Here is a 14,769-nt window from a genome sequence, read left to right on the forward strand (position 1 = left end):
TCTTAAATTGAATGGCGGGCTCACATCACCATTTTAATCTTCAAAATCGATACGTACTGTTTCAAAACGTACCCGCCCTTCCCGTATGGCCTGGGCAATCGCCTGTTGACCTTTAGTCAGGCGTGCACCGCCGCTTTTAATATCAATCAGCACCACCTCAATATCATCAGGACTTCCTTCGCCATCACGCAGGTCGGTATAACCATCAAACACTACATAATCGACCGGATCACCCAAAAATTTGGCATCACTGGGTAAATATTGAAACTGGGGCATAATCGGCGCCAGCTGCTCTGCCATCTTGCCTTTTAGCACTGCACGACTGGTATTTACACTGCGTTTTTGCGCATGCGCCAAAGCCTGCTGATGCTCCAGCTCCAGTTCCGCAATGTACTGTTCATACTCTGCTTTAATGCGTCCATTCCGAGTATTGCTTAAAATCATGGTGGTGAGCACCACACCTATACACGCCCCAATCAGCATTGCCATCCAAATGGACATTATTATTCCTTAATTTCAAAAAATTACCGCTACTTATACCTTAAGACTTTTGTCCCGAGTCATATTCACTGCATCAAACAATGATATGCTAGGACTGAGCAGAATAAAATCATCAGGGTTATGAAAACTATCTTAATTGCCAATCAAAAAGGTGGATGCGGTAAAACCGTTACTGCAATTAATCTGGCTGCCGCTTTGGCACAAAAGGGGTATAAAGTCGCACTTGCCGATGCCGATAATCAAAAATCAGCTTTGCAATGGTTAAAACAACGACCGCCAGAGGCGGCTCCTATTCAAAGTCTGGACTGGCGTCAGGAAAAATCAATTGGCGATGTACCTAAAAATATCGAATATCTGATTATTGATGCACCAGGAGCCTTATCTGGCGAGCATGCCGAACAATTAATCAGTGAAGCACATGCCATTATTACCCCATTGCAGCCGTCTTTCTTTGATATTGATAGTACGCGCCGTTTCCTGAAACATTTACAGGATATTAAACGCATCCGCAAAGGGAAGGTACAGATTTTACTGTTGGCTAACCGCATGAAAGCAAACACTGCCAGTTCCAAAGATATTCAGGATTTTTTCCAAAAAATTGAACAACAGCCGGTAGCCTGGATTTCCGAGCGTGCTGCCTATGCCCAGCTTGCCATGCAGGGACTGAGTATTTTTGATAAAACACAAAAAAACTATCGGGCTATGCAAGATCAATGGCAACCGCTGTTAAATGCAATTGTTGATGATCCCAGCGCCTGGTTTTAATCGCATTAAATAGACACAGCGCAAACTTTTGCCTAGAAATGTGCAATAAATATTCATCACAACTTACCCAGCTCTCGTTCTCGGGAGCTTTTTTTTCGGTTAAGATGAACTCCGAACTTAGGAAGTAGTCAGTGAATTCAGTGCAACGTTACGCGCCCACATTACAAAAGGTTTTATTATTTGGACTATTTTTTGTCCTGATGTATTTGAGTTTTCATGTGCTCAAATATTTTATTGTACCTGTGGTTTGGGCGGCAATTATTGCCTATGTCACCTGGCCGCTGTATCAGTCGGTATTACGCATGTGTGGACAGCGCCCTACGCTAAGTGCCACAGTGATGATTCTTTCTGTGGTTCTGGTTCTGGGTTTACCGATTATTTTTGCCATTTTCATGTTACAGCATGAAGGGCGAAATCTGTATTACGAATTACAGAAACAGGTATTTTCCGGTCACCTGAATGTTCCTGACTTTATCCGGCAGTTACCTTTTATTGGCAAAGAAATTTCGCGAACGTTAAGAGAGATTAATCAGGACCCGAACAGCATTATCCAGTCCGTCTCGATCTGGATTCAGGGTCATTTAAATTACGGGAAAGCGGTACTGAACGAAGTCAGCAAAAATCTGATCAAGCTCTGCTTTGCCGTGATGTCGTTATTTTTCTTTTACCGTGATGGTCACACCATTTTACATCAGGTCAGCAAAGCCCTGGAAATGGTGATTGGTCCGCGTATCCATCATTATATTGCCACCATTTCCGATACTACCCGTGCCGTGGTCTATGGCGTTGGATTGACTGCCATTGCCCAGTCGATACTGGCGGGCATCAGCTATTTTGTGGCCGATGTACCTAACCCGATGGTACTGACCATTATTACCTTCCTGCTGGCACTAATTCCTTTTGGACCTCCAGTTGCCTATACCTCTGTTTCACTGTGGTTATTTTCTCAAGGACATACCATACAAGCGATTGGGGTGATGGTATGGGGCGTGTGTATTGTCAGTACCGCAGATAACGTGATCCGTCCATTGGTGATTTCCGGTGCCACTCAAATTCCCTTCCTGCTGATTATGTTTGGTGTGCTGGGTGGTCTGGCCAGCTTTGGTATGGTGGGATTATTTGTCGGCCCGGTCATTCTGGCGGTATTACTGGCAATCTGGCGTGAATGGCTGCATGAAACCAATGAAACCGAAGGTTTAATGATGCCCAAAGCCACGCTCGCTCATGATATTGATGATGAAACCCATCACCCTGATTAAGCTGGCAGGTAAAAGTTAAGAAACTTATACATTGTACTACTTAAATCACCTGGTCTTGCATCCACGACTTTGTTTCAATGGTGCCAATTATAAAAAAGTCAGGATGCTTCGAGTCATGAAAGCACTATTCAAACCAGGTGCAATGGCAACAATGGGTGCCATATTTTTAGCCGGTTGTACCAGCACCATGCCCATAAACGAACATAAAGCTCAACGGGTAACAGTCAATGCCGTCACTGCGCAAGGTGTAGGCAATAAAATTGGGACTGTCGAATTACTCGATAGCCCGTCTGGTCTGCTCATCAATACCGATTTAAATGATCTGCCACCCGGCCCTCACGGGTTCCATATTCATGAAAAAGGCTTCTGTGGCCCGGCAGAAAAAGATGGAAAAATGGGCGCAGCGCTTGCAGCAGGCGGTCATTTCAATCCAAACCAGGCACCACATCACGGTACGCCACTCACTGGCCATCTAGGCGATTTACCCCTCATTACAGTGGAGGCTTCAGGCAAATCTCAGCAAAAACTGCTGGCCCCACGTTTAAACCTGGCTGATGTTCAAGGTCTGGCGATTATGGTCCATGCCGGTGGCGACAACTATGCCGACGAACCTAAACCTTTGGGCGGTGGCGGAAACCGAATTGCCTGTGGTGTGATTCAATAATGTATCCCTAAAACCATAAAATCCAAAAGCAGGCAGAGTGTCTGCTTTTTTATGATGACCTGCAAATAACAGAGAGTATGGAGCAACGCTCAGGTCGATAAATTGACAGCACTACAGAAAAAATAGGCTATATTCACCATAATTGAACTTTAGAAAAACCCTGAATTGCCTGAAAGACCGATTTCAACACCTGATTATAAGTGTTTGATAATTTTTTAAAATATACCGAGCTTTTATTCACCCTTACGGCAATATTCGGTACACTCAGGGTTCATTCTCATAGATTTAAACATGACCATGAATATTCAAACTTTACGTGTTGTCGGTCTTTTAGAAGGTATTTCCTTTCTGTTACTTCTTTTCATCGCGATGCCAATGAAATATATGCTGGATAACCCGATCATGGTGAAATATGTCGGTATGGGGCACGGCGTACTGTTTATCCTGTTTTTAATTGTTTTATTTATCGTGTGCGAAAAACAGAAATGGTCGATTCAGATGTTTATTCTGGGTTTAATCGCATCTATTTTACCGTTTGGCACTTTTGTTTTCGATCGTAAGTTGAAGGCTGTTGAGCAGCCGATTGCTGAATCCAAGTTATAATTTCTGATTAAAAGGCTATTTTCTTTTTCAGGAAATAATAAGGATACACCCTCATTTCCTACTGGAAGAAAATACTGATTTGAAATCAGTATATTCCCCTCCTTTCAGGAGATGAGCAGCGCTGCTACGCAAGGGAGAGGTCTGAATATCAAAATACCCCCTGCTCCACCCGTTCTTTTAAAATTTGTTTGAGTATAGTGCGCGGAAAACTAAACCACAGCGCAATCAAAATAAAACAGGCCACGCTATAGGCCAAATAATGGTAGTGTTCATACATCATCCGAACCAGTTCAATAATGATAAAGAAGCTGAACATCAACAGCATCGAAACCGCAGCTGCAACAGTCCCTTTGGAAACTTCCGATGACATCAGCGCAAAACGATACAGCACGGAAAAACTGATGCCTTCACCAAAGCTAATCAAGGTCATGCCCGCAATTAAGCACCAGATCAGATAATCCTGCCAGATCACTCCAGCCAGTAAAACCACAGTTCCGAGCAGCATAATCGGCAAGCCCATCAGTACCGATTTACCCAAAGCCAGTTTGTCGATAATTTTAATCAGCACCACATTCCCGACAATCAATCCACCCAATACAGGAAACTGTGCCAAGCCGTATTGCATGCTGCTAAAACCCAGTTCTTCCACCAGCATGATCGGTGATAGTGCAATCCACAGCATCAACGGCATACTGACCATTGGCAAGGCCAAAGTCATGATTAAAAATCGTTTGTTTTTATAGACCTGTTTAAAGTCATCCAGAATGTAGCTGAATGGTTGTTTTGGAATGCTCAGCTTTGTATCCGGCATTTTGGCTTTCAGTCCAAACCAGCTTAAAAAGGCTAAAAATGCGATACCAATAAAACCCCAATGCCATGACACGTGATCAATCAGGAATGCACCAATCACGGGACCGAGTAAGGGTGCAAGCAGGGAAATATTCGCCATCAGCGCCATAACTTTAATGGCATCGCGTTCTGCAAAAGTTTCCTGAATGGCGGCATAACCAACAGCAGAAATAACCGTGAGGCCAATCCCCTGTAAAAAGCGCAGTGCTAAAAAGCTTTCAATAGTGTGGGTGAGTAAAATCAGCAAGCAGCACAGTACAAAGAACAGTACCCCTGCCAGCAGCACTTTTTTTCGTCCCAGTCGGTCGGACAATGGGCCGAGCAACCAGGCCACACATGCCCCGCCGAGCAGATAAAACGACATGGAAGATGGTGCCCATGAACTGCTGACGCCAAAGTCTTTGGTAATGGCGAGCATGGCTGGCTGAACCAGGTCATTGCCGATATAGACTGAAAATTCAAACAGCACCAATGCCAATGGAAACATCAGCGTGGCACGGTTTAAGGTGGAGGTTTTAACGTTTTGCATTGTTTTTCTACATATGTTTTAGGCTTGTAGAAGGCTACACACTATTTTTAGGGAGAGAAGCGTCAGCCCAATGCCAAGCATTGAGTGTTTAAATTAAAGTTTAGGAAATGCACTTGGTTATAAGTGACTTAAAACACCGCATTCACAAGGTGTTTAAATAAAAAATTCGTAAGAATAATTAATCTCAAACAAATACACCTACTTGCTTGAGTAGGTGTAGTTTAGCAGAGTTTAATAAGAGGATTAATCTTTAGAATTGTTAATTAAATAAGTCTTCTATAGATGGAGATGTATTTGATAAAGGTGGAACCACTAATTTTTTTATTGGCTGTATAGGTTCACCATATAAATAAAATTCAGGAACATCTATAGGCCCTAATATTTCTAAGAGCGTGTTATTTTTTAATTCTTCACGCAATTCTATTAAAATTCGACCTAAGACATTAATGCCTATCAACCTATCATTATCTAACTTTTTTGCTCCCCAAAAATTATCTCTTCGAGATTCCTCAACAATTATCTTATTTTCAGATGCTAATAGAATTTTTGAAAACTTATCATAATTATTTAATAATTTAGCTCTAACACACCATTTCATAAAAATTATTTTCTTATTTTCAAAATCTTGACGAATCATATTTTTAAAAGGTTTAGCAACCATCTTTGCAGTCATTGGACTACGTTCAGCTATAATTTTCTTTTGTATATCTGGATAATCTGTAAATTTTAATGCTTGATATAAAGCCTCAGATGATAACAAAATATGATCATTGATCCTTATAGGAAATCCTGAAGCCATATTTGAAAACCCTCCCCACTGTTCATGAGTTTTTCTAAAAATAGCTAAGTCATCTTTGTCTGGATCATAAATTCTTTCAGCTAATTTATCCATATTAATAAACTCTCCTTGGCATTAATGGATACCATTGGGTACTCATTGGGTCGAAAGGATTTGTACTTCCCCACCAAAATATAATAGGAGTGTTATTTGGACAATTTCTATAGTTAAATACAAGTCCACCAAAACCGTAACCATAAAGTGAATTACCTAATGGTTTAGTAGTTGTGCTTGGTGAAATACATTTTTCAATAATTTTAAAGCCATACTTTAAACATATTTTTTCTAGAAATAATCTATCCTGATTATTATCAAAAGTACTATTTTTAACAAAACCTAAACGGTAAGAAAAATTTTCTATTTTTTTTGACGCTAATTCACTTAAATTAAGAGTTTCTTCCATCGGCCACAAAATATCTGAACAATTCATATAAGATTTTCTATTTTCCATTCTTGCAGCCGGAATAGATAACCATTCAATTTCTACATTTAAATTATTATTTTTATTATGTTCTCTAATTTTTTCTTCAAGTCTATTACTCTGATACCATTGTCCATATTCATGCCATCCCAATACAACTACCACAATTGTCATATCTTTTTTAATAATTGAAATAAAATTGGAGAGGTCATTAAAAACACGACCTCCGCTAAACATGAAATCATCCAAATATATAAATACTGATGGGTTATATTCATATCCCTTTTCTGCGACTACACTTTTATAATAATCAACCATAACTTTTTGGCTTTCTCCATTTCTTTGTATCGTTAAGGGAGTAGCAACTAAATTATCTTTTTTAATCCCATTATTATTAAATAATGAATCAATAAATTTTTTTTCTTCATGTTCTTCTATATATCTTTTATTCAATAAATCGCTTGTAATTCTAGCTAAACTGAAACGCTCATGCTCCTCGAATTGATTCAACCATGTTTGTACATGCTGTTGCAAAGCTGTTGGAGATAATTCACCTCCACTTGTAATTATAGGAAAATAAAAACCTTTATAGTTTTTCAATTTTTCCACTATATTATTAATATATTCCTGCATAATTTTCTCAATAAAAAGCGCATCAATCGATACGCCTTTTATGAGGCATCACAGCCTAATTTTCAACCATAAATCAAATATTTATTAAGAGCATTTTGCTTTTTGAAAAGACTTGGTGTTTTTGCTGCGCATACATTGATACTCTGTTTGCGTACCTGTTTTCTTCCAGTCACCCTCTACATTTTTAAAACTGTACGTGGTCCGAATCGAACGAACCGAATCATCCATTAATCCGGTTTCAGTCACTTTCACCTGTGCTGCTGTAGGTGACTCGGCGCGGTTAAAATATTGTCGCACATCGACTGTAGTCAGATTTTTATGCAGTTCCGGCCGCTCTTTTAATACTTGGGCCATTGGGGTATCGGATGAACCCATATTTACTTTAGACGCTAGTTTTTTGGTCGTGGCACAGCCCGACATTAACCCCAAACAAATGATACAGGTAGAGAGTAAACGTAACATTGGGAAATATCCCCCATAAAAAAAAAGACATAGCATCTATGATGCCATGCCTTTTTTTCATACTCGATAACAATTATGTAGTCATCGGCGCATAGAACTTACAGGTTAAATATTAAAGATCAAATAATTTACCCGGGTTCATAATACCGTTTGGATCGAATACCTGTTTCAAGGCTTTCATGTAGCCAATTTCTTCTTCAGAACGGGTGTAATTGAGGTAAGGTTTTTTGGTCATACCAACACCATGTTCCGCAGAAATCGAACCGTCATATTTTTTCACGGTTTCGAATACGTATTTATTCACCACCTGACATTTGGCAAAGAATTCATCTTTAGACAGGTTCTCTGGTTTCAAGATATTCAAGTGCAAATTACCGTCACCAATATGACCGAACCAGCAAATTTCAAAGTCAGGATAATTATCCGCAACAATGGCATCAATTTCTTTAATAAATGCCGGAACATGCGTAATTAATACGGAAATGTCATTTTTGTATGGTGTAAACGGTGCGATTGATTCAGAGATATCTTCACGTAAACGCCATAAGCTGTGTACCTGTTCCAGGCTTTGGCTCATTACGCCATCGAGCACCCAACCCTGTTCCATGCAATGCTCAAAAATTTCCATCGCCTTGTCCATAATTGGCTCAAATGGCGCTTCAAATTCAAGCAGTACATAGAATGGACATTCCGTTTCAAACGGACGTTGTACATGACCATGATCCAGCACTTTTTGCATCGCAAGTTCACCAAAGAACTCAAATGCAGTTAAATCAATTTTCGCCTGGAATGCGTGAAGTACAGGCATCACTGCTTCAAAGTCAGGTACACCCAGTACCATCACTTGCAGGTCTTGCGGTTGACGTTCCAGCTTGATTTCAGCTTCAGTCACCAGACCTAAAGTGCCTTCACCACCAATGAACAAATGTTGTAAGGCATAACCGGTCGCGTTCTTGATCATACCTTTGTTCAGACGCAGGATATCACCCTTACCGGTCACAACGGTCAGACCCAGCACCCAGTTACGGGTCATGCCGTATTTAATCACTTTAATACCGCCGGCATTGGTGCCGATGTTACCGCCAATTTGTGATGAACCTGAAGACGCGAAATCTACCGGATAATACATGCCCTGTTCTTCAGCATAGTTTTGTAACTGTTCAGTCACCACACCCGCTTGTACACGCACCATACGGTCTGCCGGGAAGAATTCCAGAATCTGGTTCATCTTGTCCATGCTGACCACAATTTCACCATTGGCTGCTACTGCACCGGCAGATAAACCGGTACGGCCGCCAGATGGTGTGATGGCAATATTGTGTTCATTGGCAAATTTAACAATCGCCTGCACCTGTTCCGTACTTGATGGAAAAACAATGACTGATGGGTTTGGATCGAAATGCTTGGTGTAGTCTTTGCCCCAGGCATCGAGACTAGCAGCATCAGTTTTAATGCGGTTTTCACCCACAATGGCTGTCAATTGGGTTAATAACTCAGGTGTTAAAGCGACTGGAGCATTCATCGTTTGCAGACCTAGCAAGAAATATACAAGTGGTGGATGGTCTATAGAGCATTCTTTGCAAAGAGATTTACAAAAAAATAATGTCTTAGACTGGGTGTGAGCATAAAATCAACACTATAACTGTGATCGATTTCACTACTCGACATTATAAGACATTTTTTACTAAAACCCGGTGAAAATAAGCATTTTGACAATCTAGGCTTAAAAATTACAGTTTTAGTTAGACCAAAATCTGTAGTTCCTGACATATGTATGGCAAAAATACCTATAGTCTCGGTCATAAAGGAAATGTATATAGACCCTTCTCGTATGTTATCATATCGCGACTAAATTTGGCCTTTGTAGCGGAGCCGTAATGAGCCAACATCTTTCACTGCCTAAAGATAAAATTCGTTTCTTGTTGTTAGAAGGCGTTCATCAAAACGCAATCGACACTTTAAATGCTGCTGGATACACCAACATCGACTATCGTAAAACTGCGCTTGAGGGTGAAGCGTTGAAAGAAGCGATCAAAGATGCCCACTTCATTGGTATTCGTTCACGTACTCAACTGACTGAAGAAGTATTTGAAGCAGCCAACAAGCTGATTGCTGTTGGCTGTTTTTGTATCGGTACCAATCAGGTAAATCTTGATGCTGCGATGGTTCGTGGTATTCCAGTATTTAACGCACCATATTCAAATACCCGTTCAGTAGCTGAACTGGTACTTGCTGAAGCCATTTTATTGCTTCGTGGCGTACCTGCTAAATCTGCTTCTACTCACCGTGGTGGCTGGAACAAATCTGCAGTCGGTTCGTTTGAAACTCGTGGTAAAACTTTAGGTATCGTCGGTTACGGTTCAATCGGTTCTCAACTTTCAGTGCTTGCTGAAAGCATGGGTATGAATGTCATTTATTATGATGTGGTAACTAAACTTCCTATGGGTAATGCACGCCAAGTCGGTAGCATGGGCGAATTGCTTGCAAATGCAGACGTGGTATCTCTACACGTTCCGGACGTTCCGTCTACACGTAACTTCTTTGGCAAAGACCAATTTGCACAAATGAAAGAAGGTTCGATCTTCATCAATGCTGCACGTGGTACATGTGTGATCATTGAAGACCTTGCTGATGCGATCAAATCTGGTCACATTGCCGGTGCTGCAGTGGACGTATTCCCTAAAGAACCTAAAGCCAACGGTGAAGAATTCGTTTCTCCACTTCGTGGCCTGGACAACGTGATCTTGACCCCTCACGTGGGTGGTTCAACCATGGAAGCGCAAGCGAACATCGGTCTTGAAGTTGCAGAGAAATTTGTTGCTTACTCAGATAAAGGTATGACGCTTTCTGCTGTGAACTTCCCAGAAATCGCATTGCCATTGACTGAAGGTAAACACCGTTTACTGCACATTCACAAAAACATTCCTGGCGTGCTTTCTAAAATCAACAACCTGTTTGCTGAACACGGCATCAACATCTCTGGTCAGTCATTGATGACTAAAGGTGATGTCGGTTACCTGGTGATGGACGTAGATGCAACTGCATCTAAAGAAGCACTCGATACACTTCACGAAGTTGAAGGCACAATCCGCGTTCGCGTATTGTTCTAATTTAAAATTTTCTAAAAAACCACAGCATTCATGCTGTGGTTTTTTTATTTTTCAAAATTTTTAAAATCTGGCGTTTTATCTATCTCATGCTGTTTGAACAAGCCAATTTAGTTTATACCCAGTTTTAAAATCACTCCTGCTGTACAAGCATCGCTGCTCTTGCTGATTACCCTGATCCACTTGCAAAGAACAAAATTGCAGACAAATTAAAAAATGGATCATTTAAATTCAAATCGATAAAGCAATCCTGCATCCACCAATTATTTTAAATTCAAAGTTATGAATTTAAATTTTCCTCCAGTAAAAACTTAAAAATTCAGCATGAACCGCTATACTGTGCGCACCTGAAACATGGTCTATTCGACGGACCATCCAACTGCGTGTCTCATGCCAAACTCTCAACTTCTTGCCGTAGTGTTCATGGTTCTGTCCATGATCTCTTATCAAATCAGTGCATCATTTGCCAAACAATTGTTCTTGGTGCTTGACCCATTGACCGTGACGATTTTAAGGCTGTGTTTTGCTGCGATCATTATTGGGGTCATGTTCCGTTCCTGGAAAATTTTGTCGCGGCTGTCTTTTTTTAAATGGCGCGATTTGCTGTGTTATAGCGCAGCACTTGGATTCATGAATATCCTGTTCTATATGTCTTTGGGGAAACTGCCTCAAGGCATTGCGGTGGGTCTGGAATTCATCGGCCCTTTAGGACTGGCTTTACTGTCGATTAAGCAGCGCAGTGACTATATCTGGGTGGGAATGGCCATTTTAGGCATTGCCTTGATGGTGCCATGGGGGCAGACACAGAGTGCGAATTTTTCAGTTTTCGCTGCAGCTTGTGCACTCGGCGCCGGGCTATGCTGGGCATTTTATATTTATTTTGGTCAAAAGGTGGTGCATCAGAATATTGGTATGCACGCTTTAACCATTGCTATCAGTTTGTCTGCATTGACGCTATTACCGATTGGACTCTACCACAATGCAGCTGCATTGGTTGAGACCCAGTACTGGGGCAAAGCGTTGGCAATCGCAGTACTGGCCACTGCCATTCCCTATGCCCTCGACCTGCAAGCGTTGAAGCATTTAAGCAAACTGAGTTATGGCACCTTATCCAGCCTTTCTCCTGCTCTTGCTGCACTCACGGGACTGCTTTTACTTGGAGAAAAAATAGGATGGTTACAGTGGATTGCCCTGCTGTGTGTCATGCTGGCATCGGTTGGAGTGACATTCAGAGCCAGCCAGAAAGTCGAGTCTTGAAATCGTTAATTCCAAAAAAAGATGGCACTAATGCCATTGCTGTCCCACAATTTTTCACAAGAGGAAGCTCATTTGAGCTTCCTCTTGTTTTATGGGTATTTTATCGGGTGAAAATAAAGCTTTTAAAGTTCTTCTTTCAAACAAATTCACTTGAATTATTCTGAGTAAACGTTGAACTGTCCAACCTGTTTTCCCTAAATGTTGAGCGAAACTCACCAATAAATAGGCGATCATCGCAATCCAGATTTGTGTCTGAATTGCGTTCCTGCTGCGGCCTAGAAACGCTTTTAATTTGAGATTCTGCTTAATCGCCTTAAAGAACAGCTCAACTTTCCAACGATCTTTATAAATCGCCGCAATGGTGGAGGCGGCTAAATGAAAGTTATTGCTGAGAAAGCTAAAGTGCTTGCCACTTTGCTGATCTCTATATTCAATTCTTCTTAACACTGGGGCTTTTCTTTTTAGGGCATGTGCGCTATTCAGCTGAATGGTTTCATCTTTTAGAATACCTTTGGATTCAAGCACTGGATGTTGCTGGATCACCTGATACACAGATTTAGGCCTAAAACGTGTGACAAATCCAATGTTTTGAGCAGTCAGATTTGCATACCATTGGTAATCGACATAGCCTTTATCAAAAACTACAATGCTGCCAGCAGGAAACTGGAATTTGCGGCCTTGTACCATGTCATTTTCTTTGCCATTTTCAACTGCAACAAACTCAGGAATATCATTGCTGTGATTCAATCCTATGCTGAGTTTCATGCTGGCTTTTGAGTCATGAACTTTGGCCCATTCACTTAAGGAAAGCGACAGGTCAATATGACTGGCATCCAAGGAATACAAGGGATTCTTAAAGCGAAATTTATGAGCTACTTTTGAGTGTTCATAGTATTTAAGCAACTTGTAAAATAGCTGTTGATACAAGGCAGCAGGCTGCTGCTCATTGATTCGTGCCAGCGTGCTTCGGGGAATAGATTTTGCTCCGAGATGACTTAGCTTTTCCTGTTGGCACTCCAAATTGGATTGAATATCTCTCAGACTTTGCCTACAAGAGAATTGAGACATCAATATGGCAATAAACTGATCCCACCGGGAAGCCGCTCTAAATTTCTGTCCAACATGGTGTACTTTAGCAAGTTGTTCAAAATCCTGTCGCACAACAGGTTTAATTAGCTCATGAAATACGGTATTCTGATGTGACAAAACCTGAATCCTGGTCGTTAAAGTGTTTGTTTGCACTCATATTTTAACTGTTAGGACTCAGGTTTTTTTATTTAAAGCAAACTATGGGACAGCAGTGGCACTAATGCCATCTTTTTTATCCTGTAATTTTGAATTTAAATTTTAGTTTTTGACCAGCATATCTTTTTTCATTTCTTTATAACGCCGATATTCATTCTTGTACTGCACTGCTAAAGCTGTTTTCTGTTCCTCTTCCAAAATTTTTCCAGCCTGTTGAAAAAAACCGTGTTCTTCCTCTTTCAGATGATGATGCACCTTTTCAGAAAGCTTTTTGGCTAATACAATCCAGCCGGGATTGCTGAAATATATTTCGCTCAGCTCTTCAATCATCTCATCCATTTCATGATGTTCGGCCAAGGCATGACGGGTAATATTCAGTCCAGAATCTGTCATCATGAGTGGAATTTGACATCCTCACCCACCTGAAAGGAGGGTGATTCCTACTGCTAGACGCTTATGCCCAAGCGCAAGTATGTTCTTAGCGGAATTTAAATCACGATGATTTATACTTCCGCACTCACATTCCCATACTCTTATTCGCAAATCTGTTCTACCTTGTGGACTGCTAGAGGTGATCTCACCACAGCACGAACAAATTTGGGTTGTGAACCTCTCACTAACTTCCTCAAACAATACCCCTGCGTTCTCGCATTTATACTTGAGCATTGTTTTGAGTGCTGAAAATCCTGTGTCCAAAACAGATTTCGCCATCTTGGTTTTCACCAGCTTTTTCGCACTTAAGTCACCTACAACAATCAGTGCATTTTCTTTCACAAGCAGAGTGCTTGCCTTATGCAAATGATCTTTACGACAGTTTGCAATCTTGGCATGTAATGCACGAACACGTTTTTTATTCCTTGCTCGTTGGGCAATCCCTAATTTCTTTTCATATTTTCGATAGAATTTAGGATTTGAAATCACAGTACCATCTGAGCAGGTGGCTATATCTTTTAAGCCCAAATCAATGCCAATTGCTTTGGTGGCGGTGGGTTTCTCAGCTTTAGTGCTATCCACAACAAGACACACATACCACCGCCCACGACTATCCTCAACAAATGAGCCTGTTCTAACGCTGTATTTGCTTATACCGTAGCTATCCCACAGTTTGAATTGATGCTTGCCATATTGCACATAGCCATCAGCATATTTAATCGCTACTTTTTTAAAGGGTATCCAACCAAGTGAACGTCTTGCTGACTTTTTGTTACTCACACGCCATTTTAATTTTGCTTTTCTAAACTGTTCTCTTTTACCAGCATATTCTTCTCTGATTGCATCCACCGTTTGACTATGCAAACCACACAATTTTGAAGTCCCTTTTGTGTATTTAGCCATATCGAATGCTGAGAAAAAGTCACCTGTTCTTTTCAGGTGTTTGAAACTTAAATCATTCACATAATTCCAAACAAAGTTAACCTCAGATGCTAATTGGTCTAGCACCTTGCAATGTTTGTCTTTTATGCGTAATTTAAGTGTTTTCATGGGCTTATATTAGCTCATGTTAAATTAAAGGTGCTGATTTTTAAAAAACTCAACGACATTTCATGTCGTGTCGCTTATATTTCTGCCCTGAAGGACAGAGTTTTACGCTCCATTTGATAAAAAAGGCGAAACTTTCGTTCCGCCTCCTCATCTT

At 40.8% G+C, this 14,769-nt stretch carries 14 protein-coding genes and 1 pseudogene; 6 read left to right on the plus strand and 9 right to left on the minus strand.

Annotated elements, in window-relative coordinates; genetic code table 11:
- Window positions 1–33: 33 nt before the first annotated feature.
- Entirely contained in the window at window positions 34–501 is a 468-nt protein-coding gene (locus tag B9T38_RS05425; RefSeq protein WP_086195814.1) for a Holliday junction resolvase-like protein, read from the minus strand.
- Window positions 502–621: 120 nt separating this feature from the next.
- Here B9T38_RS05425 and B9T38_RS05430 point away from each other — a divergent pair, with 120 nt between their 5' ends.
- From B9T38_RS05430 to B9T38_RS05445, 4 genes are all read left to right on the plus strand, one after another.
- Entirely contained in the window at window positions 622–1,266 is a 645-nt protein-coding gene (locus tag B9T38_RS05430; protein WP_086195815.1) for a ParA family protein, read from the plus strand.
- A gap of 131 nt (window positions 1,267–1,397) precedes the next feature.
- Window positions 1,398–2,525 carry an AI-2E family transporter gene (locus B9T38_RS05435; RefSeq protein WP_086195816.1) on the plus strand — a complete coding sequence of 376 codons (1,128 nt, stop codon included), beginning with the start codon at window positions 1,398–1,400 and terminating at the stop codon, window positions 2,523–2,525.
- Window positions 2,526–2,640: 115 nt separating this feature from the next.
- Complete coding sequence (gene sodC, locus B9T38_RS05440) at window positions 2,641–3,189, plus strand: superoxide dismutase family protein (protein ID WP_086195817.1); 549 nt, start codon at window positions 2,641–2,643, stop codon at window positions 3,187–3,189.
- Between the two features lie 297 nt (window positions 3,190–3,486).
- Window positions 3,487–3,792 carry a DUF3817 domain-containing protein gene (locus B9T38_RS05445; protein ID WP_086195917.1) on the plus strand — a complete coding sequence of 102 codons (306 nt, stop codon included), beginning with the start codon at window positions 3,487–3,489 and terminating at the stop codon, window positions 3,790–3,792.
- Between the two features lie 148 nt (window positions 3,793–3,940).
- Here the strand turns inward: B9T38_RS05445 and craA are convergent, their stop codons facing one another.
- From craA to B9T38_RS05470, 5 genes are all read right to left on the minus strand, one after another.
- Window positions 3,941–5,170, minus strand: coding sequence for a chloramphenicol efflux MFS transporter CraA (craA, locus tag B9T38_RS05450; protein ID WP_086195818.1), 1,230 nt, complete (start codon window positions 5,168–5,170; stop codon window positions 3,941–3,943).
- 259 nt (window positions 5,171–5,429) lie between these two features.
- Entirely contained in the window at window positions 5,430–6,062 is a 633-nt protein-coding gene (locus B9T38_RS05455) for an NADAR family anti-phage protein (protein WP_086195819.1), read from the minus strand.
- Between the two features lies 1 nt (window position 6,063).
- Entirely contained in the window at window positions 6,064–7,062 is a 999-nt protein-coding gene (locus tag B9T38_RS05460; protein ID WP_086195820.1) for a phosphoribosyltransferase-like protein, read from the minus strand.
- Window positions 7,063–7,146: 84 nt separating this feature from the next.
- Window positions 7,147–7,524 (minus strand): hypothetical protein, encoded by a 378-nt coding sequence (locus B9T38_RS05465; protein WP_086195821.1) that lies wholly within the window; start codon window positions 7,522–7,524, stop codon window positions 7,147–7,149.
- Between the two features lie 112 nt (window positions 7,525–7,636).
- Window positions 7,637–9,046: a D-2-hydroxyglutarate dehydrogenase gene (locus B9T38_RS05470; RefSeq protein ID WP_086195822.1), complete on the minus strand. Its 1,410-nt coding sequence runs from the start codon at window positions 9,044–9,046 to the stop codon at window positions 7,637–7,639.
- A 355-nt stretch (window positions 9,047–9,401) separates the two neighbouring features.
- Between B9T38_RS05470 and serA the strand changes: the two genes are divergently transcribed.
- Both serA and B9T38_RS05480 read left to right on the plus strand, forming a co-directional pair.
- Entirely contained in the window at window positions 9,402–10,634 is a 1,233-nt protein-coding gene (gene serA, locus B9T38_RS05475; RefSeq protein ID WP_086195823.1) for a phosphoglycerate dehydrogenase, read from the plus strand.
- A gap of 387 nt (window positions 10,635–11,021) precedes the next feature.
- A complete protein-coding gene (locus B9T38_RS05480) occupies window positions 11,022–11,888 on the plus strand; it encodes an EamA family transporter (RefSeq protein WP_086195824.1) in 867 nt (288 codons plus the stop codon).
- 54 nt (window positions 11,889–11,942) lie between these two features.
- On the opposite strand, the gene B9T38_RS05485 is transcribed toward B9T38_RS05480, so the two are convergent.
- From B9T38_RS05485 to B9T38_RS05495, 3 genes and pseudogenes are all read right to left on the minus strand, one after another.
- Window positions 11,943–13,094: an IS4-like element ISAbe18 family transposase gene (locus B9T38_RS05485; RefSeq protein WP_086195825.1), complete on the minus strand. Its 1,152-nt coding sequence runs from the start codon at window positions 13,092–13,094 to the stop codon at window positions 11,943–11,945.
- A 141-nt stretch (window positions 13,095–13,235) separates the two neighbouring features.
- Window positions 13,236–13,538 (minus strand): annotated as a pseudogene (locus B9T38_RS05490) (hemerythrin domain-containing protein); the annotation flags it as partial.
- 9 nt (window positions 13,539–13,547) lie between these two features.
- Window positions 13,548–14,615: an RNA-guided endonuclease InsQ/TnpB family protein gene (locus tag B9T38_RS05495; RefSeq protein ID WP_086195826.1), complete on the minus strand. Its 1,068-nt coding sequence runs from the start codon at window positions 14,613–14,615 to the stop codon at window positions 13,548–13,550.
- Window positions 14,616–14,769 lie beyond the last annotated feature (154 nt).

The organism is Acinetobacter sp. ANC 4218 (genome assembly GCF_002135245.1).
Classification (GTDB): domain Bacteria; phylum Pseudomonadota; class Gammaproteobacteria; order Pseudomonadales; family Moraxellaceae; genus Acinetobacter.

Excerpts from the sequence above, each read along its gene's own strand:
- craA (WP_086195818.1), bottom strand. The coding sequence starts at position 5,170 with ATGCAAAACGTTAAAACCTCCACCTTAAACCGTGCCACGCTGATGTTT.
- B9T38_RS05430 (WP_086195815.1), top strand. The coding sequence starts at position 622 with ATGAAAACTATCTTAATTGCCAATCAAAAAGGTGGATGCGGTAAAACC.
- B9T38_RS05460 (WP_086195820.1), bottom strand. The coding sequence starts at position 7,062 with ATGCAGGAATATATTAATAATATAGTGGAAAAATTGAAAAACTATAAA.
- B9T38_RS05425 (WP_086195814.1), bottom strand. The coding sequence starts at position 501 with ATGTCCATTTGGATGGCAATGCTGATTGGGGCGTGTATAGGTGTGGTG.
- B9T38_RS05480 (WP_086195824.1), top strand. The coding sequence starts at position 11,022 with ATGCCAAACTCTCAACTTCTTGCCGTAGTGTTCATGGTTCTGTCCATG.
- B9T38_RS05470 (WP_086195822.1), bottom strand. The coding sequence starts at position 9,046 with ATGAATGCTCCAGTCGCTTTAACACCTGAGTTATTAACCCAATTGACA.
- B9T38_RS05455 (WP_086195819.1), bottom strand. The coding sequence starts at position 6,062 with ATGGATAAATTAGCTGAAAGAATTTATGATCCAGACAAAGATGACTTA.
- B9T38_RS05495 (WP_086195826.1), bottom strand. The coding sequence starts at position 14,615 with ATGAAAACACTTAAATTACGCATAAAAGACAAACATTGCAAGGTGCTA.
- B9T38_RS05465 (WP_086195821.1), bottom strand. The coding sequence starts at position 7,524 with ATGTTACGTTTACTCTCTACCTGTATCATTTGTTTGGGGTTAATGTCG.
- serA (WP_086195823.1), top strand. The coding sequence starts at position 9,402 with ATGAGCCAACATCTTTCACTGCCTAAAGATAAAATTCGTTTCTTGTTG.
- B9T38_RS05445 (WP_086195917.1), top strand. The coding sequence starts at position 3,487 with ATGAATATTCAAACTTTACGTGTTGTCGGTCTTTTAGAAGGTATTTCC.
- sodC (WP_086195817.1), top strand. The coding sequence starts at position 2,641 with ATGAAAGCACTATTCAAACCAGGTGCAATGGCAACAATGGGTGCCATA.